We start from the raw sequence: 17648 nt of genomic DNA on the forward strand, positions 1-17648 counted from the left end.
CCACCACAAGGGGCGCACGCGGAGCGGCTGTTGGGGCGGACGGTGCCTTCGACTCGTGGCACCGCCCGCCCCCGGGGTCGATCAGTTGGCGATGTTGTAGCTGTCGCCGTAGACCTTCCAGCTCAGCGGCGGGTTGAGGTCGAAGTTGCCCTTCTGCAGGAAGACACGCTGCTCGGTGTCGACCCGGCTGGTGTCGCTGTGCGCCTCCTCCGTCTTCATCGCCGCCTTGCGGGCGTCGAGGAAGGCGTTGAGGTACGTTGTCTCGTTTCCGCCCTGCGCGGGCGTTTTGGCCTTCTTCAGGGCGGCCTTGCGGATACCGCCGAAGCTGGTGCTGTCCGTACCGGGACCGTGCATCACGATCGCGTCGTAGTAGGCGAACTGGCCGAGCGCGCGCAGACCGTCGGACTTTGCCTGGCTGACGGCCGGGTTGAAGTAGACGCGGTCGCGCTCGTCGTTCTGCGCGGTCTGGAACGCCGCGTCCTTGGCGGCGGTCTTCCAGGCGCTCTCGAAGCCCGAGCCGAGGCCCGAGTGAGATTCGGTGCCGTTGACCTTGCGCAGCGCGGGAAGGTACTTGGCGAGGGCGTTGCCGGGCTTGCGGTCGGTGTACAGCTCGACGAGGTCCAGCATGTCGCCGGTACCGGAACAGAAGCCGATGATGCCGGCGGTGTAACCGCGGCCGTCGCCGATGTCCTCGATGTACTTGTACTGCGACTTCCAGTCCAGCGAGGAGTTCTCGGCGCTGGACACCAGCTGCATCGCGATGTCCTTCTTGTGCGCGTCGTCGAGACCGACGCCCGCTGCCTTGACCGCGGCACTGTGCGCGGCCACGGGCGTCGCGGCGTTGCCGTTGGCCGCGATCACCAGGGGGGTGGCACCTGCGGCCAGCAGTCCGGTGGCTATGAGAAGGGTCAGGCGCTTGCGGGATCGTCCTGCGCGGTGGTCGTTCACGTGCTCTCCGCTTCCGGCCGGGGGGCGGCCACTTCGGGGCTCGGGAGGTTATCCACGCCTTAGTTAGGAAACTTTCCTAACCGGGCGGGTGTATTCAAGCACCGCAACGAACTCACGCCAAGGGGCAGTTCGGGGTTCCGTTCCGGATCCGCGCGGTTCGGCCGGAAACCGGCTGCGCGGCGGCCCGTCGGACGACTGGGGCCGTCCCTGGTCCCGCCCCTGGTCAGGGGCGGAGCGGGTTCGGTACGGACCACTACCGGGACGTGCCGCGGCCGGTCCGGATCAGTCCCGGATCAGTTCCGGAACGGCCCCCGGTTAAGCCCTGGATAAGTCGCCCCTAAGCTCAGGATCACCCCCGCCCCCGGCCCGCACCGGGGGCAATCCGCAGTGCCGCTACCTGACCGGCACGCTCTCCCGCGCGGGGAGGATCTTGCCTTCGATCATCGCGCCCAGTCCCCGTGCCACACACCCGTCCGGGTGCTCCGCGATCTGCACGCGCAGCCCGGTGGCCGTCCGGAGCAGCGAGTCCAGGCCCGGCAGCCGGGAGATCGAGCCGCCGAGTGTCAGTCCGCTGTCCGCGATGTCGACCACCAGGTCCGGCGGGCAGCGCCGCAGGACCATGCTGACCCCGTCGAGGATCGGGCGCAGCGGCCCCGCCATCGCGTCGCGTGCCACCCGGGCGTCGGCCGTCACCGACCGGGCCAGACCGCTGACGATGTCCCGGCCGTTGAGCTCGACGTCCGCCTCGTCGGCGGGCACGGATCTGCCGATCGCCTCGCGCAGCGACTGCACGGTCTGGTAGGAGGGCGTCAGTTCGTGGTGGCCCCGGAAGTACTCCACGACGGCCCGGTCGATGGTGTCGCTCCCCACCGGCACGGTCTCTGAGGCCACCACCGTGCCCATGGAGAGCACCGCCACCTGTGTGCTGTCGGAGTTCGCCAGCACGATCATGGTCGCTTCCGGGTACTCCACGGGCAGTCCGCAGCCGACCGCCGCCGCGAGCAGCGAGTCCACGAGCTCGACGCGGCGCAGGCCGAGTCCCGCCAGCGTCTCGAACGCGGTACGCCGCGCCACCGGCGGGGCGTCGTGCGGAAGGCTCAGGGCCGCCCTGAGTACCGGGGTGCGCAGCCTCGCCCGGCGCAGCTTGGACCCGGCCACATGCCGGAGCAGGCGCCGTGCCATCTCGACGTCGACCACCATCCCGCCCGCCACCGGCTTGATAAAGATGACGTGCTCCGGGGAACGGCCGGTCAGCTGTTCGGCCGTGGTGCCGATCGCGACCACTTCACCGCGCTCGGTGTCGAACGCGACGAGGCTGGGCTCGTCGGCGACCAGGCCGTGCCCCCGGAGGTAAACGCGGGTCCTGTCGGCTCCCAGGTCCACGGCGACGGTGCAGCGACGTGCGCGCTCCAGAACCGGCACCAGGGTCATCACTCTCTCCCGACCCCGGGGAGTTCCCCGGAAGATATGAACGTGGCCGACCCGTACGACCGGGCGGTCATGCGAGTTCCTGGCTCGCCGCCCGTACAGCGCTCTCCGGCCGGGGCTCCGGCGCTTCGGCGACGGGTTCGGTCGCCTCGGCGGATTCGATCATCATGCCCAGACCCAGCACGGTGGAGAGCGCGGGTTCCTTCGTGATGTGGACCGGCATACCGGTCACGGCCATCAGCATGTTGTCGAGGCCGGGCAGGACGGCGCTGCCGCCGGTGAGGATGATCCCGCGGTCGGCGATGTCGACCACCAGGTCGGGCGGGCAGCGGCGCAGCACCCGGCCGATGCCGCTCACCAGCGCGGAGAGCGGGTCGCGCATCGCGTCCCGCACCCCGGCGGTCTCCAGGCTCAGCGAGCGGGCGAGTCCGCTGGACACGTCCTTGCCGTGCACGTCGGTGTTGGCCTGGGGTTCCGCCACCGACTCGGAGAGCACCTGGTGCAGGGGAAGCAGGCCCTGGTGCGGCAGTATCAGATCGTGGTGGATCCGCAGGTGCTCGAGCACCGCGTCGTCCATGGCGTTCCCCCCGACGGGGAGGACCTCGCCCGCGATGATCCCTCCGAAGGAGAGCACCGCGACCTGGGTCTCGGAGGCCCCGCAGATCACGATCATGCTGCCTTCGGGCTGTCCGACCGGGATCAGGGAGCCCACCGCGGCGGCGAGCGGCGCGTGGACGAGCTCCACCTGCCGGGCGCCGAGTTCCGTCAGCGTCTCCGACAATATCCGGCGCGCCTGCGGCCCGACGCCGAAGGGGACGGCCGCGGCGATCCGCGGTTTGGACTGGCGCAGCCAGGCCCTGCGTGCCTTGTCGCCGAGGAGCTGGCGCAGCATCAGGGTGCCCATGTCCACGTCGGTGACGGTTCCTCCGGAGAACGGACGGACCACGCGCACGTATTCAGCGGTACGGCCGGCCATACGCTCGGCCAGGCCGCCGACCGCGACAAGCCGCCCGTTGCGGATGTCGACCGCCACCAGGCTCGGTTCGTCGACGATCAGTCCGGCGCGCTTCGCGTAGATGCGGGTCCGTGCAGCCCCCAGATCGATCGCCAAGGTGCAGCGGCGCAGATCTTGCAAGCTGTCGGTCACGGTGGTGCCTCTCGAACGGTGGATCCGGCCGCTCGTGCGGCGGCCTTCCCTTCACCATGAGGGGCTGCCGGAGGGATCGCCTGCTGGGCTGCGCCGACTGGGGAGGCGTGGACCACCGGCGCTCCGGCCCCGCCCCGGCGGCCCGGCGCGCCACCCCTACCGGGCAGGCGCGCTGACGCCTCCCCGATGGCTCGCCCCGCGCGTTTCACACGTTCGGGTGAAACGCCGCGCGCGGAGGATTACCGCTGCGGCCACCGCCGCGCGGATGGCTCCCGGGCCGTCAAGTGCGCAGGTACGAGGCGCCGTTGACGTCCAGAACGGTTCCGGAGGCCCATAGGGCGGCGGGCGACGCGAGCCACAGGGCCGCGGCCGCGATCTCGGCGGGCGCGGCGACCCGGCCGAACGGGCTCTGCGCCCGGATCGCCTCGCCGCCGGCGCCGGCCAGCCGGTGGGCGACCCGGTCGGTCTCGATGAATCCGGGTGCCACGGACGCCACCGCGATGCCGTGCGGCGCGAGCGCGACGGCCAGGGACTGGCCCAGCGCGTGGACCGCCGCCTTCGTCGCGCCGTAGGCGGGATGGTCCGGCTCGCCGCGGAACGCGCCGCGCGAGCCGATGTTGACGATGCGGCCACCGGTGCCCGCGGCGATCATCAGGTTCGCGGCGAGATGGCTGAGGTTGGCCGTGCCGAGCAGGTTGACGGCGACATGCCGCTGCCAGGCGTCGGTCCACTGTTCGTACCCGGTGGTCGCGGGCGGGTGCGGGGTGTTGACGGCCGCGTTGTTCACCAGAACGTCGATGCCGCCCAGAGCGTCGGCCGCCGCGGCCGCCAGCCCGGCCGTCGCCGCCGGGTCCGCGAGATCGGCGCCCAGCAGGACGTGGCCCGTACCGGACAACTCCGCCAGGGTTTCCTCGGCCTCCGCGCGGCGCGATCCGTAGTGCACCGCGACCCGGTCCCCGTTGGCCGCGAACGCCTGGGCGAGTGCCCTGCCGAGGCCGCGGGAGGCGCCGCTGACCAGGACGCGGCGACCGGTCGCGGGAAACGGCGGAGCATCGGCGGGATCGCTGGACCCGGTGGCCGGACCGGACTGGGGCATCGGGCGCTGCTTTCTGCAGGAGGGATCGAACCGGAGTGATCGAACTCCAAGCCTAGGCGCGCCCGAGGGCGCGGACGCCGGCCGTCGACGCGCGCACCGGGGCGGCCGTGGCCCGTCCGGCGCTCCGCGAGTCGCGCTCCGCCCGTAAGCCTGTTCCCCTGGTAGGACGGATCCGCGCGCTCCCGCGGCGGGCAGGTGGAGAGGTCGAGCATGCACACCAGTGAACTGACCCCCGCGATTCTCGAAGGTCTGCGCCGGCCGCGGCCCTATCCGGCGGTCTCGCTGCTGATGCCCACTCACAGGCAGCGGCGGGAGAACGCGCAGGACCCCATTCGGCTGCGCAATCTCCTCGAGGAGGCCCGCAAGCGCCTCACGGAGGATTCGCAGGTCGGGCGAGCGGACCGGATCGACCTGGAGGGCCAGCTGGACGCGGTCGCCCAGGACGTCGACTTCCGGAACGCGGAGGACGGGCTGCTGGTCCTGCTCGCCCCCGGAGAACGGCACATCTGGCAGCTGTCCTCCCCCGTGGAGGTCCCGGAACGCCTCGTCTTCGCCAACACCTTCCTGACCCGCAACCTCGTTGCCGCGCGGCTGTACACCCGCCCGTACTGGGTGCTCGTGGTGTCCGAGGAGGCGACACGGCTCTGGGAGGGGTCCGGCGACCGGCTGGTGCCCGTCGAGCGCCACGGCTTCCCGCTGGAGCCCGGCATCCCGGACCCCGAGGACGCCGTCCCCGGGCCGAACATCGGCTCCGTCCCCGGCCACCAGCGCACGGAACGGATGCGCCAGTACCTGCGCTCCGTCGACGCGGCCCTGGACAAGGCACTGGACCAGGAGCGCCGACCGGTCTTCCTGGTCGGTACGACCAGCACCGTCGCCCTCCTGACGGAGCTGTCCCAGCACCCGCAGGACCTGGTGGGCCGTCTCGAGCGCGCCGGGCTCGACAAGGCCCCCGCCCACGAACTCGCGGATCGGCTGCGGCCGGTGATCGCCGAGTACACCACCCGGCGCACCGCGGAAGCGCTGGAGGAACTCGGCACCGCGCGCGGCAAGCACCGCTTCGCCGGCGGCCTCGACGAGGCCTGGCAGGCGGTCACCGAAGGCCGCGGCTCGCTGCTGCTGGTCGAGGAGCACTTCCAGGCCGCGGCCCGGATCGAGGACGGCCACCTGGTGCCGGTCGAGGGCGGCACCGCGGCCGACGGCGTCGAGGAGGACGTCGTCGACCAGCTCATCGAGGCCGCGCTGGACAAGGAGACCGAGGTCCGCTTCGTCCCGGACGACGCGCTCAGCGACGACGGGCGGGTCGCCCTCGTCCTGCGCTACTGACCGTCCGGTGACCTCCCCGGCGGCGGCGCGACGCTGGTGGTCCGGCCGCACCCCCGCCGCCGGAGGGGCCGCGATGGCCACCGCGATCATCTCGGTCGCCCTGCGGCTGGCGGGCCAGGACGCCGCCTCCGCGGTCTTCCTCGTGGCGGCGATCGTGGTGTGGCTGCTGCTCGCGGCGCTCTTCGCCGACCGGCTGCTGCTGGACCGCCGCACCTGGAAGGCGCAGGCCGAGACCCCCGCCGCCCTGACCGCGATCGCCGCGACGACCGTGCTGGGCACCCGGCTGTCGCTCCAGGGCCGGCAGGGGACGGCGGCGGCCCTGCTGATCCTTTCCGCCGTGCTGTGGCCGGTGCTGCTGCCGTCCGTCGTGCGGCACTGGGCTGCCCGGCTGCCGGGAGCCGGGTTCCTGGTCTGCGTCGCCACCCAGGGGCTGGCCGTACTGGCCGGGACCCTCGCCCTCGCCCAGAGACAGAGCTGGCTGCTCTGGGTGGCGCTGGCGTGCTTCGTGCCGGGCCTGCTGCTCTACGCCGCGGTGCTGGCGCGCTTCGACCTCCGCCAGCTGCGGACGGGCAGCGGCGATCAGTGGGTGGCCGGCGGCGCCCTGGCCATCTCCGCGCTCGCCGGCACCAAACTCGTCACCGCGTCGGCCGCGCACGGACCCCTGCGCTGGGCCGTTCCGGCGCACGGGACCCTGCGCACGCTCACCCTCGTGCTGCTGGTGCTGGACCTGTGCTGGTTCGCCGTCCTGCTGGCGTGCGAGGTGCGGTGGCCCCGCCCGCACTACGACGTCCGCCGCTGGTCGACGGTCTTCCCGGTCGGGATGACGGTCGCGGCCTGCCTCGCCGTCGCCGCCGCGGCCGAGGTCCCGGCGGCGGGGACCGCCGGGCGCGTCCTGCTGTGGCCGGCGGTCGCGCTGTGGGCGTTCGTCCTGGTCGGAGCGGTCCGCTCGGCGCGCGCCGAGCGGGGACCTGGCCAGAACGCCGGGGCCGGAACGCCGGGACGAGAACCCCGGGACTAGAACCCCGGGACGAGAACTCCGGGACTAGAACTCCGGCTCGGGCTCCCCCGCCGGGTCCTCCGACTCCTCGGGCTCGGCCACGTCGGCGAAGTCCTCGTCCGGTGCGTCCGGCGCGCGTCCGGGTGCCTCCGGCGCGCTCTCCGCACCCACGAGCGTGTCCAGGATCTGCTGACCGTACTTGGCCAGCTTGTTCTCACCGACCCCGCTGATGGTGCCCAGCGCCGCCAGGTCCGTGGGAGCCGCCGTGGCGATCTCGCGCAGGGTCGCGTCGTGGAAGATCACGTACGCGGGGACGCCCTGCTCCTTCGCGCTCGCCGCACGCCAGGCGCGCAACCGCTCGAACACCGGCAGCAGTGCCTCGGGCAGATCGACGGGGGCGGACTTGCGGGACGACCGGGCCGTTTTCTCGGCACGGGCGGCCTTCTCCGGCTCCCGCCGCAGCAGCACCTCACGCTTGCGGCCCAGCACCTCACCGCTCGCCTCGGTGAGCACCAGCGTGCCGTAGTCGCCCTCGACGGCCAGCAGCCCCTGCGCCAGCAGCTGGCGGACCACACCACGCCAGCCGGACACCCCCAGCTCGGTGCCGATGCCGAACACGGACAGCGTGTCGTGGTCGAACTGGATGACCTTGGCGGTCTTCTTGCCGAGCAGGATGTCGATGATCTGGCCGGCGCCGAACTTCTGGCGGCGCTCGCGCTCCAGCCGCAGCACCGTCGAGAGCAGCTTCTGCGCGGGGACGGTGCCGTCCCACGCCTCCGGCGGGTTCAGGCAGGTGTCGCAGTTCCCGCACGCGGTGCTCTGCTGACCGAAGTAGTCCAGCAGTTGCACCCGGCGGCACTCGACCGTCTCGCACAGCGCCAGCATCGCCTCGAGGTGGGTGCCCAGCCGGCGGCGGTGCGCCTCGTCCCCCTCGGACGTCTCGATCATCTTGCGCTGCTGCACGACGTCCTGGAGCCCGTAGGCCAGCCACGCCGTGGACGGCAGGCCGTCGCGCCCGGCCCTGCCGGTCTCCTGGTAGTAGCCCTCGACGGACTTGGGCAGGTCCAGGTGCGCGACGAAGCGCACGTCCGGCTTGTCGATGCCCATGCCGAACGCGATGGTCGCCACGACGACCACCCCGTCCTCGCGCAGGAACCGCGACTGGTTCGCGGCCCGCACCCGCGCGTCGAGACCCGCGTGGTACGGCACCGCGTCGATGCCCTTGCCCACCAGGAACTCGGCGGTCTTCTCCACCGAGGCCCTCGACAGGCAGTACACGACGCCCGCGTCGCCGGGGTGCTCGGTGCGCAGCAGCTCCAGCAGCTGCTTCTTGGGGTCGTCCTTGGGAGCGATCCGGTACTGGATGTTCGGCCGGTCGAAGCTCGCCACGAAGTGCCGGGCGTCCTTGAGGTTCAGCCGGGACGCGATCTCGCCGTGGGTGGCCTCCGTGGCCGTCGCCGTCAGCGCGATGCGGGGCACCTTCGGCCAGCGCTCGTGCAGCGCCGACAGCATGAGGTAATCGGGCCGGAAGTCGTGGCCCCACTGGGCGACGCAGTGCGCCTCGTCGATCGCGAACAGCGAGATCGTGCCGCGGTCCAGCAGCCGCAGCGTCGCCTCGGAGCGCAGCCGCTCGGGCGCCAGGTAGAGCAGGTCCAGCTCCCCGGCGACGAAGGCCGCCTCGACCGAGCGGCGCTCGTCCATGTCCTGCGTGGAGTTGAGGAAGCCCGCGCGCACGCCGAGCGCGGTGAGCGCGTCGACCTGGTCCTGCATGAGGGCGATCAGCGGTGAGATGACGACCCCGACCCCGTCGCGCACCAGGGCGGGGATCTGGTAGCAGAGCGACTTGCCGCCACCGGTCGGCATGAGGACGAGCGCGTCACCGCCGTCCACCACATGATCGATGATCTCCTGCTGCGCCCCTCTGAACGACCCGTAGCCGAACACACGGTGCAGGACGCGCAGCGCGTCGCTCGTCTCGGACGTCTCGTCGAGGGCAGCAGCAGTCATCCGGGCAGTCTACGAGGAGCCCGGTGCCCGCCATGCCACGATTCCCGTCCCGGCCGATCCGGGCCGGGACGGGGAGCGCCGTTCGGCGTCAGCGCAGCCGAGACGCCGCCGGGAGGCTGACGAAGGCCGGGCGCGGGGCGGCCGGCGCCCGCAGGCCCCGGGCCTGCGGGACGACCGCGGTGGCGGAGGTGCGCAGCGCGGCGTAGCCGCCGACGAGCGGCAGGTTCACCCCCGAGCGGGCCAGGTCGACGGTGATCTTCGGGGTGGTGTCGGCGGGCAGGATCAGCCCGCCGTCGGTACCCGCGACGATGACGGCGAGGCGGTGGCCGGCCGGGATCACGTGGTCGGTGGCGGCCAGCTTCAGGGTGATCGTGTACGGCTTGCCGGGCGTCAGCGGCACCCCGTGGTTCAGGGACGCGTAGTGGCCGAGGTCGGCCCAGGCACGGCTGAACACGGTGTGGTCCACCGCGGTGGTGTCCGCGGCCGTGTCGAGGAAGCAGGCGCTGTCACCGGCCGTGCTGTCCCCGAAGCAGGAACGGGTGGCCAGGGTCTTGATGCCGGAGCCCGACCCCAGGAAGTCGCGGATGGTCGCCGGGCCGAGGTCGACCAGCACCGCCGACAGGTGCGCGCTGGTGGTGGAGGAGGTCGCGGTGACGGTGACCGTGCCGTTGCCGGACAGCCGCAGGTCCTTGGTGAGGACCCCGGTGGTGAAGGACGTCCTGGCGGGGCTGGCGGCGTCGGGCTGGGCGGCCCAGTCCTCCTCCCACAGGGCCGGGTCGTCGGTGAACGACGCGGTGCTGCCGGGGGCGGCGGGCTTCGTCCCGAGGGTGCCGACGCCGGGGGTGGTGCCGGCGCGCAGGTTCAGCCGGGTGGTGGCGGTGGCGGCCGGCGGCCAGACGCGGTCGGTGGTCCAGTGGTCGGGGGTGCGCTCGATGTCGGCCATCGGCTCGCGCTCGATGCCGTTGCGGACGCCCAGCAGGTAGTGGTCGAACCAGCGCTGCAGGGTGGGCACCCACGTGGTGCGGCGGGTGTCGAACGGGTCGACGTGCCCGGTCTGCGTCAGCCAGACCTTGCGCTCGACGCCGTTGGTGGCGAGGGCGTCCCACCACTGGCCGAAGTGCTTCGTGCGGACGTTGAGGTCCTGCATGCCGTGGACGGCGAAGACGCTGGCGCGGACGTTGTCCGCGTCCTTGACATAGTCGCGCTCGGTCCAGAACGGGGTCCAGTCACCGGTACGCGGGGAGCCGGCGATGATCTTCTGCTGCTGGGCGGCGCAGTGTGCCTGGGCGTCCGGGCTCTCGACGGCGTCCGAGAGCCACTCGGGGCCGTCCTGGAGCGGGGCGCCCTGGTGGAAGTAGTAGTCGTACCAGGAGCTGATCGCGCTGATCGGCACGATCGTCTTCAAGCCCCGCACGCCGGTGGCGGCGACCCCGTTGGCGATGGTGCCGTCCCAGCTCTTGCCGATCATGCCGACGGCGCCGGTGGTCCAGCTCGCCTTGACCGACTGGCCCCCGGCGCGGGCGCTGTACCCCTTGGCGCGGCCGTTCAGCCAGTCCACGACCGCCTTGGCGGACTGGATGTCGGAGCGGCCGCCGACGTCGACGCAGCCGTCGGAGCGGTTGGTGCCCGCCAGGTCGACCAGGACGGCGGCGTAGCCGCGCGGGACGAAGTAGTTGTCGTAGAAGAGCGGCGCCTGGACGATGTCGCCCTTGGCGTCGTACGTCTTCAACTGGCCCTCGTTGCCGCGTCCGCAGCAGGAGTAATAGGGACTGGCATCCATGATCACCGGGATCTTCCGGCCGGCCTTGGCGGGTTCGCTGGGCCGCACGATGTCGACCGCGACGCGGTCGGCCCTACCGTCCTCGTCACCGTCGAGTCCGGTGTCCACCCATACCGATTCGCGGATGGCGTCGGCGTAGGAGTAGTCAGGTTGGCTCAGTCCTTGCCGTACGGTCCCCGCGTCCCGGCCGTCCGCGTGCGCGGCGGTGGGTGCGGTGAGTACGGCGGCCAGGGCGGCGAGTACTGCCACCACGGCGGATATCCATTGGGTGCGGGTTCCCCGCGCATGTATGAGCACGGGCGGACCGTAGCGGTTGCACCCGCCCTGGCAGAAGGGGGATACGAGACAACTTCTGGTTCAGCCGGGGTGGTTGTGCCCTGCCCGGTACCAGGAGGCCATCACGGTTCCCGGCCCCGGCGGGAGCCCACTCCACGGCCGGCGCGCCCGCGCCGGCCGTGGAAGTGACGATATGTCAGCGGCCGCTCTTGCCCTGGTCCAGGCCCGCGCGGCGCAGCGCGTCGGCCATGGCGCCGCCGGGAGCCGGGGCCGCGGAGGCGCCGCGGCGGTCGTCGCGGGCGCCCTTCCGGCCGCCCTGGCCGCTACCAGCCTGACCGCCCCGGGCCTGGCGGGGCGGCCCGCCGCGGCGGTCACCGCCACCGCCGCCGGCCGGACGCTGGTCGTCACGGGGGCCGCGCGGGGTGGCCTCGTCCTCCAGCCGCAGCGTCAGCGAGATGCGCTTGCGCGGGATGTCGACCTCGAGGACCTTCACCCGCACGATGTCACCGGGCTTGACGACCTCGCGCGGGTCCGAGACGAACTTCTGCGACATCGCCGAGACGTGCACCAGGCCGTCCTGGTGGACGCCGACGTCGACGAAGGCACCGAAGGCCGCGACGTTGGTGACCACGCCCTCCAGCAGCATGCCGGGCCGCAGGTCCTTCATCTCCTCGACGCCGTCCTTGAAAGTGGCGGTCTTGAAGGCGGGACGCGGGTCGCGGCCGGGCTTCTCCAGCTCGGCGAGGATGTCGGTGACGGTCGGCAGCCCGAAGGAGTCGTCGACGAAGTCCTGCGGCTTCAGAGCCCGCAGCACGGTGCCGTTGCCGATCAGCGACGGGATGTCGGTCCTGGCGGTGGAGCTGATCCGCCGCACCACCGGGTACGCCTCGGGGTGCACGCTGGAGGAGTCCAGCGGGTCGTCGCCACCGGGGATGCGCAGGAACCCCGCGCACTGCTCGTATGCCTTCGGACCGAGCCGCGCGACGTCCTTGAGGGCCTTGCGGGACCGGAAGGGCCCGTTGGCGTCGCGGTGGGCGACGATGTTGCCCGCCAGTCCTTCGGTGATGCCCGAGACCCGGCGCAGCAGCGGCGCGGAGGCCGTGTTGACGTCGACGCCGACGCCGTTGACGCAGTCCTCGACGACCGCGTCCAGCGAGCGCGACAGCTTCAGCTCGGACAGGTCGTGCTGGTACTGGCCGACGCCGATGGACTTGGGGTCGATCTTGACGAGTTCGGCCAGCGGGTCTTGCAGGCGGCGGGCGATGGAGACGGCGCCGCGGATGGAGACGTCAAGGTCCGGCAGCTCGGCGGAGGCGTACGCGGAGGCGGAGTAGACCGACGCGCCGGCCTCGGAGACCACGGCCTTGGTCAGTTCCAGGTCCGGGTGCAGGCGGATCAGATCGGCGGCGAGCTTGTCGGTCTCGCGGGACGCCGTGCCGTTGCCGATCGCGATCAGGTCCACGGAGTGCTCGCGGGCGAGTTTGGCGAGGGTGGCGATCGACTCGTCCCACTTGTTGCGCGGCACGTGCGGGTAGATCGTCTCGAAGGCGGTGACCTTGCCGGTGGCGTCGACGACGGCGACCTTCACCCCGGTACGGAAGCCGGGGTCGAGGCCCATGGTGGCCCGGGTGCCGGCCGGTGCGGCGAGCAGCAGGTCGCGCAGGTTGGAGGCGAAGACCCGGACCGCCTCGTCCTCGGCGCCCTGGCGCAGCTGTCCGCGCAGGTCGATGCCGAGCCGGACCAGGAAGCGGGTGCGCCAGGCCCAGCGGACCGTGTCCGCCAGCCAGCGGTCGCCGGGCCGGCCCCGGTCGGCGATGCCGAAGTGGTGCGAGATGCTGCGCTCGTAGCTGCTGGGGCCCTCACTCGGCTCCTCGGGCTCCAGGGTGAGGTCGAGGACGTCCTCCTTCTCACCGCGCAGCATGGCCAGCACCCGGTGCGAGGGGAGCTTGGCGAACGGCTCGGTGAAGTCGAAGTAGTCGGAGAACTTGGCTCCGGCCTCCTCCCGCCCCTCGCGCACCTTCGCCACCAGGCGGCCCCTGGACCACATCCGGGTGCGCAATTCGCCGACCAGGTCGGCGTCCTCGGAGAATCGTTCGGTGAGGATGGCGCGGGCGCCCTCCAGCGCGGCTGCCGCGTCCTCGACGCCCTTGTCCGGGTCGGTGTAACCGGCGGCCACCGCTTGCGGGTCGAGCCCGGGGTCGGCCAGCAGCGCGTCCGCCAGCGGCTCCAGGCCGGCCTCGCGGGCGATCTGCGCCTTGGTGCGCCGCTTGGTCTTGAAGGGCAGGTAGATGTCCTCCAGCCGCGCCTTGGAGTCGGCGGCGAGGATCTGCGCCTTCAGCGCGTCGTCCAGCTTGCCCTGCGACTCGACGGATTCCAGGATCGCGGCCCGCCGCTCGTCCAGCTCCCGCAGGTAGCGCAGCCGCTCCTCCAGGGTGCGCAGTTGCGCGTCGTCGAGCGTACCGGTGGCTTCCTTGCGGTACCGGGCGATGAACGGCACGGTGGCGCCGCCGTCGAGCAGGTCGACGGCGGCCTGCACCTGTGCCTGCCGTACCCCGAGTTCCTCGGCGATCCTGCGCTCCACCGACGGCCCGACCGACCCTGCAACAGACATCGTCACGATGCTGAACCTGCTCTCTCCGCTGGACTTCTGCGTGCATTATGCCCGCGCGGCCGGGTCTTCCGCGTGCGCTCGGAGTGTGGTGAAGGGCTCGGGGAAGTGCGCGGTGGCCAAGGTGCCGCGGGCGGCGCGCACTTCGTCCAGCAGCCGGGCGCGGGTCGCGGTCGCCGCCGCCGGGTCGTCGTCGTAGAGGTAGGCGGCGGTCGGATCGGTGAGCTGCACGGGGTGGTGCAGCACGTCGCCGGACAGGACCAGGGCGCCGTCGCCCACAGTCACGCACTGGTGGCCCGGGGTGTGGCCGGGGGCCGGGACCGCCCGGATCCCGGGTGCGAGGAGGCGGCCGCCGTCGATGACGTCCAGCCGCCCCGCCGCGCGCAGCGGCGCAACGACGCGGCTGTGCACGGGGGCGGCGCCCTTGGCCGCCTGCGCGTCCAGCTGCTCCAGCTCGGCCCGCTGGACGACGTAGCGGGCGGCCGGGAAGGCGGGGGTGACGCCGTCCGGGGCGAGGCTGCCGCTGACGTGGTCGCTGTGCAGATGGGTCAGGACGACGGTGTCCACGTCCTCGGGCGCGGCGCCGGCGGCCGCCAGCTCCTCCAGCAGCCGTCCCGGCACCGGGGCCCAGGCCGCCGCCGGGGAGTCGCTGCCGCCGAGGCCGGTGTCGACCAGGACGGTGCGGCCGCCGGGTCCGAGCAGCAGGTAGCAGTGGAAGTGCAGCAGCCACGCTCCCGCCGGGTCCGGGGCGCCGGGCCGCGACCACACCGGGTGGCCGGGGCCGCCGAACAGCTCCCCCAGCGGGCGGGCCAGCGCCGGGCCCATCGGGCCGATCGCGTCGCACAGCGGGACGACCTCGACGCCGGCGAAGGTGCGGGACGGGTGCGGCATCGTTCAGACCAGCTTCTTCTCGAACCAGTGGTCGGCGTACTGGCTGTCGTTGTAGGCGGGGATCTCGCGGTATCCGTGCTTGGCGTACAGCGCGCGGGCCTCCACCAGGTCCTTGCGCGTGTCCAGCCGCAGCGCGGAAGCGTCCAGGACTTCGCGGGCGGCGCGTTCCCCCGCGGCGATCAGCCGGCCCGCGACACCCTGGCCCCTGGCGTCGGCGCGCACGAACATCCGGGTCAGTTCCGCGGTGTCACGGTCCAGCGCCCGCACGCCCAGGCAGCCCACCGGCGCACCGTCACGGCGTGCGACGAGGAAGTGACCGGTGGGCGCGACGAGGTCGTCGCTGGGCTCTTCCAGCAGGACCTGGTCCACCTCGGACGCGGTCGCCGGCCGGGCGTAGTACCGGGCGACCAGCTCCGTGTAGTACTCCCGCAGCAGCGCGTAGGCCTCGGGATGGCCCGGTGCCAGGGCAACGGTCTCCCAACGGGCGGTGTGGTCGGCGTTTACGTTCACGCGGCCCATACTTGCAGGACCGTGCGGGGGTTAGCCCCCGAATATCCGGGGGCTTGGCACCCCAGCGGTTGGGGTGATGCCGCCATGGCTGCTCCAGGCCGCTGATCCGTAGGTTCGAAGGACGGATTCCGCACGCCAGTACCGAGGAGCACCCATGCCCCCCGTCAGCACTCTCCAAGCCCCCGAGACGGACGCCCCCGAGGGCGCCGACTGTCCGGCGGGCAGCGATTTCGCCCCTCTGCTGCGGGAAGTCAAGGAGCACGGACTCTTCAAGCGCCGTCCCGGCTACTACGCCGCCGCGATCACTCTGAACCTGGCCGCGCTGGGCGCCGTCTGGAGTGGGGTGCTGATGCTCGGCGGCTCCTGGCTGGTGCTGCTGCTCGCTCTGCCGGCCGCGGTCTTCGGCGCCCGGACGGCCTTCTTCGGTCATGACGCCGGACACCAGCAGATCGCCCGCAGCCGGGACCGCAACCGGCTCATCGGCCTGGTGCACGCGGATCTGCTGCTCGGGATGAGCTACGGCTGGTGGAACGACAAGCACAACCGCCACCACGCCAACCCCAACCACATAGAGAAGGACCCGGACGTCGAGGTGGGCGCCCTGGTCTGGACGCGGGCCCAGGCCGTCGAGCGGCAGGGCTTCGCCCGGTTCCTCACCCGGCACCAGGCGCGGCTGTTCTTCCCGATGCTGCTGCTGGAGGGCATCGCCCTGAAGGTGTCCAGCTTCCAGAGCCTGAAGAGCCGTCCCGCCCGTGAGCGCGGCGTCGAGGGCGCCCTGCTCACCGCCCATCTCGTCGGCTACGTCTCCCTGTTGCTGATCGCGATGCCCGTCGGTCAGGCCATCGCCTTCGCGCTGCTGCACCACGCGCTGTTCGGCCTGCACCTGGGTTCCGCCTTCGCCCCGAACCACAAGGGCATGGAGATGCCGGAGCCGGGATCGCGCTGGGGCCACCTGCGCCGCCAGGTCCTCACCTCCCGCAACGTACGCGGCGGGCTGGTCACCGACTGGTTCCTCGGCGGGCTCAACTACCAGATAGAGCACCACCTGTTCCCGAACCTGCCCCGCCCGCACCTGCGCCTGACGCAGCCGCTGGTGCGCGAGCACTGCGCCCGGCTGGGCGTCCGCTACACCGAGACCGGGCTGCTCGACTCGTACGCGCAGGCGCTGAGCCACATGCACGCGGTCGGCGCCCCGCTGCGCGACGCGGCTCCCGTCTCCTAGCCTCTACGGGGCCGGCGGGCGGCCGTCGCCGTACAGCCAGACGGCGAACAGGCCGCTGAGGTCCACGCCCGACCGCTGCTCGCACCAGGCCGTGAACCGGGCGGAGTCGACGCTCCCGCCCCGGTGTTCGGCGGCCCAGCCGCGCAGCAGGGCGAAGAACCGCGCGTCCCCCACCGCCTGCCGCACCTTGTGCAGGACCATCGCACCGCGCCCGTAGACCGGGGCCTCGGAGACGTTCTGCGGCGTGCCGGGGTCGGCCGGCGGGAACGCCCAGGAGGCGTCGTCCTGGAAGGTGGCGTCGAAGTGCTTCTGGGCGCTGTCGCCGCCGTGCTGTTCGTCCCACAGCCACTCCGCGTAGGTGGCGAACCCCTCGTTGAGCCACATGTCCTGCCAGGTGCGGGGCGTGACGGAGTCGCCGAACCACTGGTGCGCCAGCTCGTGCACCAGGGTCGGTCCGTCCAGGGTGGTGCCCTTCCGGTCGACGGGGAACACCGGTTTCGTCTGGGTCTCCAGCGCGTAGCCGACGGTGTCGTCGTCGACGCGGTCCACGATGGCGCCGGTGGACGAGAAGGGGTACGGACCGAAGAGCCCGCTCTCCCACTCCAGGATTCGCGGGAGGTCGCGCAGCTCACCGGCGTCGGCCGCCTCGCGGGCGTCGACGGCGACGTAGACCGGCAGTCCCGAGGGGGTGGTCGACCGGGTCACCCGGAACTTCCCGATGGCGACGGTCGCCAGGTAGCTCGCCATGGGTTCGGCGCTGTGCCATTGGAAAGTGGATCTGCCGCCCGCGGTGCGGGTGCCGGTCAGCTCCCCGTTGGAGACCGCGGTCAGGCCTTCGGGCACGGTCACCGCGATGTCGTAGGCGGCCTTGTCGGAGGGGTGGTTGTTGCCGGGGAACCAGGTCATCGAACCGACCGGTTCGCCCAGGGCGACGGCGCCGTCGTCCGTGCGGATCCACCCCTCGTGCGAGCCGTCGGCGTCCTCGATGGTCCCCGGGACCCCGGAGTACTCGACGACGGTGGTGAACACCGCACCGGCGGTGACCGCCCGGGCGGGCCGCACGGTCAGTTCGGTCCCGGCACGGGAGCTCGCCGCCCCGGCCCCGTCGACGGTGACCCGGCCGACCTTCAGGCCCGACAGGTCGAGATTGAAGGCCGGCAGTGCCCGCGCGGCGCGCGCGGTGACCCGCGCGGTGCCGCGCAGCAGCCGGGTCGCCGGGTCGTACGCCAGGTCGAGCCCGTAGTGCGAGACGTCGTACCCGCCGTTGCCCGCCAGCGGGAAGAGCGGGTCGCCGACCCCCGAGGTGCTGTCCGCGACCGGTGGCGGTGGTGGCCCGGAGGGGCTGCCGGTGGCGCACCCGGTCAGGAGGAGCAGCCCGCACAGCGTCGTGCGGAGGAGTCGGTGGTGCACGG

Annotated in this window: 13 protein-coding genes; 3 read left to right on the forward strand and 10 right to left on the reverse strand. The window is 72.4% G+C overall.

Annotation, left to right across the window (positions count from 1 at the left end; genetic code table 11):
• Positions 1-81: 81 nt before the first annotated feature.
• The 4 genes from O3X23_RS28735 to O3X23_RS28750 all read right to left on the reverse strand — a co-directional run bounded on the left by O3X23_RS28735 (position 82) and on the right by O3X23_RS28750 (position 4619).
• A complete protein-coding gene (locus O3X23_RS28735; protein WP_269274515.1) occupies positions 82-948 on the reverse strand; it encodes a chitosanase in 867 nt (288 codons plus the stop codon).
• A 393-nt stretch (positions 949-1341) separates the two neighbouring features.
• Positions 1342-2379 (reverse strand): rod shape-determining protein, encoded by a 1038-nt coding sequence (locus tag O3X23_RS28740; RefSeq protein WP_331283960.1) that lies wholly within the window; start codon positions 2377-2379, stop codon positions 1342-1344.
• Positions 2380-2446: 67 nt separating this feature from the next.
• A complete protein-coding gene (locus O3X23_RS28745) occupies positions 2447-3523 on the reverse strand; it encodes a rod shape-determining protein (protein ID WP_269274517.1) in 1077 nt (358 codons plus the stop codon).
• A gap of 280 nt (positions 3524-3803) precedes the next feature.
• Entirely contained in the window at positions 3804-4619 is an 816-nt protein-coding gene (locus O3X23_RS28750) for an SDR family NAD(P)-dependent oxidoreductase (RefSeq protein WP_269274519.1), read from the reverse strand.
• 210 nt (positions 4620-4829) lie between these two features.
• Here O3X23_RS28750 and O3X23_RS28755 point away from each other — a divergent pair, with 210 nt between their 5' ends.
• Positions 4830-5945, forward strand: coding sequence for a baeRF3 domain-containing protein (locus tag O3X23_RS28755; protein WP_269274522.1), 1116 nt, complete (start codon positions 4830-4832; stop codon positions 5943-5945).
• A gap of 7 nt (positions 5946-5952) precedes the next feature.
• Positions 5953-6963: a tellurite resistance/C4-dicarboxylate transporter family protein gene (locus O3X23_RS28760; RefSeq protein ID WP_269274524.1), complete on the forward strand. Its 1011-nt coding sequence runs from the start codon at positions 5953-5955 to the stop codon at positions 6961-6963.
• 24 nt (positions 6964-6987) lie between these two features.
• Here the strand turns inward: O3X23_RS28760 and recQ are convergent, their stop codons facing one another.
• The 5 genes from recQ to O3X23_RS28785 form a co-directional block, all read right to left on the reverse strand.
• Complete coding sequence (recQ, locus tag O3X23_RS28765) at positions 6988-8949, reverse strand: DNA helicase RecQ (RefSeq protein ID WP_269274526.1); 1962 nt, start codon at positions 8947-8949, stop codon at positions 6988-6990.
• Positions 8950-9037: 88 nt separating this feature from the next.
• Positions 9038-11026: a Xaa-Pro dipeptidyl-peptidase gene (locus O3X23_RS28770; protein ID WP_269274528.1), complete on the reverse strand. Its 1989-nt coding sequence runs from the start codon at positions 11024-11026 to the stop codon at positions 9038-9040.
• Positions 11027-11201: 175 nt separating this feature from the next.
• The gene (locus O3X23_RS28775) at positions 11202-13616 is read right to left on the reverse strand and encodes a Tex family protein (protein ID WP_269274529.1); all 2415 of its coding nucleotides are present in this window, start codon (positions 13614-13616) and stop codon (positions 11202-11204) included.
• Between the two features lie 45 nt (positions 13617-13661).
• Positions 13662-14504 (reverse strand): MBL fold metallo-hydrolase, encoded by an 843-nt coding sequence (locus O3X23_RS28780; RefSeq protein ID WP_269274531.1) that lies wholly within the window; start codon positions 14502-14504, stop codon positions 13662-13664.
• A 3-nt stretch (positions 14505-14507) separates the two neighbouring features.
• On the reverse strand, positions 14508-15014 hold the full coding sequence (locus O3X23_RS28785) for a GNAT family N-acetyltransferase (RefSeq protein WP_269274533.1): 507 nt from the start codon (positions 15012-15014) through the stop codon (positions 14508-14510).
• Between the two features lie 154 nt (positions 15015-15168).
• On the opposite strand from O3X23_RS28785, the gene O3X23_RS28790 reads away from it, so the two are divergent.
• Entirely contained in the window at positions 15169-16236 is a 1068-nt protein-coding gene (locus O3X23_RS28790; RefSeq protein ID WP_269274535.1) for a fatty acid desaturase family protein, read from the forward strand.
• 3 nt (positions 16237-16239) lie between these two features.
• Here the strand turns inward: O3X23_RS28790 and O3X23_RS28795 are convergent, their stop codons facing one another.
• Positions 16240-17646 carry a M1 family metallopeptidase gene (locus tag O3X23_RS28795; RefSeq protein ID WP_269274537.1) on the reverse strand — a complete coding sequence of 469 codons (1407 nt, stop codon included), beginning with the start codon at positions 17644-17646 and terminating at the stop codon, positions 16240-16242.
• Positions 17647-17648: the final 2 nt, after the last annotated feature.

Origin of the sequence: Streptomyces sp. H39-S7 (assembly GCF_027158205.1) — a bacterium.
Lineage (GTDB): Bacteria > Actinomycetota > Actinomycetes > Streptomycetales > Streptomycetaceae > Actinacidiphila.

Excerpts from the sequence above, each read along its gene's own strand:
- O3X23_RS28755 (WP_269274522.1), top strand. The coding sequence starts at position 4,830 with ATGCACACCAGTGAACTGACCCCCGCGATTCTCGAAGGTCTGCGCCGG.
- O3X23_RS28740 (WP_331283960.1), bottom strand. The coding sequence starts at position 2,379 with ATGACCCTGGTGCCGGTTCTGGAGCGCGCACGTCGCTGCACCGTCGCC.
- O3X23_RS28775 (WP_269274529.1), bottom strand. The coding sequence starts at position 13,616 with ATGTCTGTTGCAGGGTCGGTCGGGCCGTCGGTGGAGCGCAGGATCGCC.
- O3X23_RS28750 (WP_269274519.1), bottom strand. The coding sequence starts at position 4,619 with ATGCCCCAGTCCGGTCCGGCCACCGGGTCCAGCGATCCCGCCGATGCT.
- O3X23_RS28790 (WP_269274535.1), top strand. The coding sequence starts at position 15,169 with ATGCCCCCCGTCAGCACTCTCCAAGCCCCCGAGACGGACGCCCCCGAG.
- O3X23_RS28780 (WP_269274531.1), bottom strand. The coding sequence starts at position 14,504 with ATGCCGCACCCGTCCCGCACCTTCGCCGGCGTCGAGGTCGTCCCGCTG.
- recQ (WP_269274526.1), bottom strand. The coding sequence starts at position 8,949 with ATGACTGCTGCTGCCCTCGACGAGACGTCCGAGACGAGCGACGCGCTG.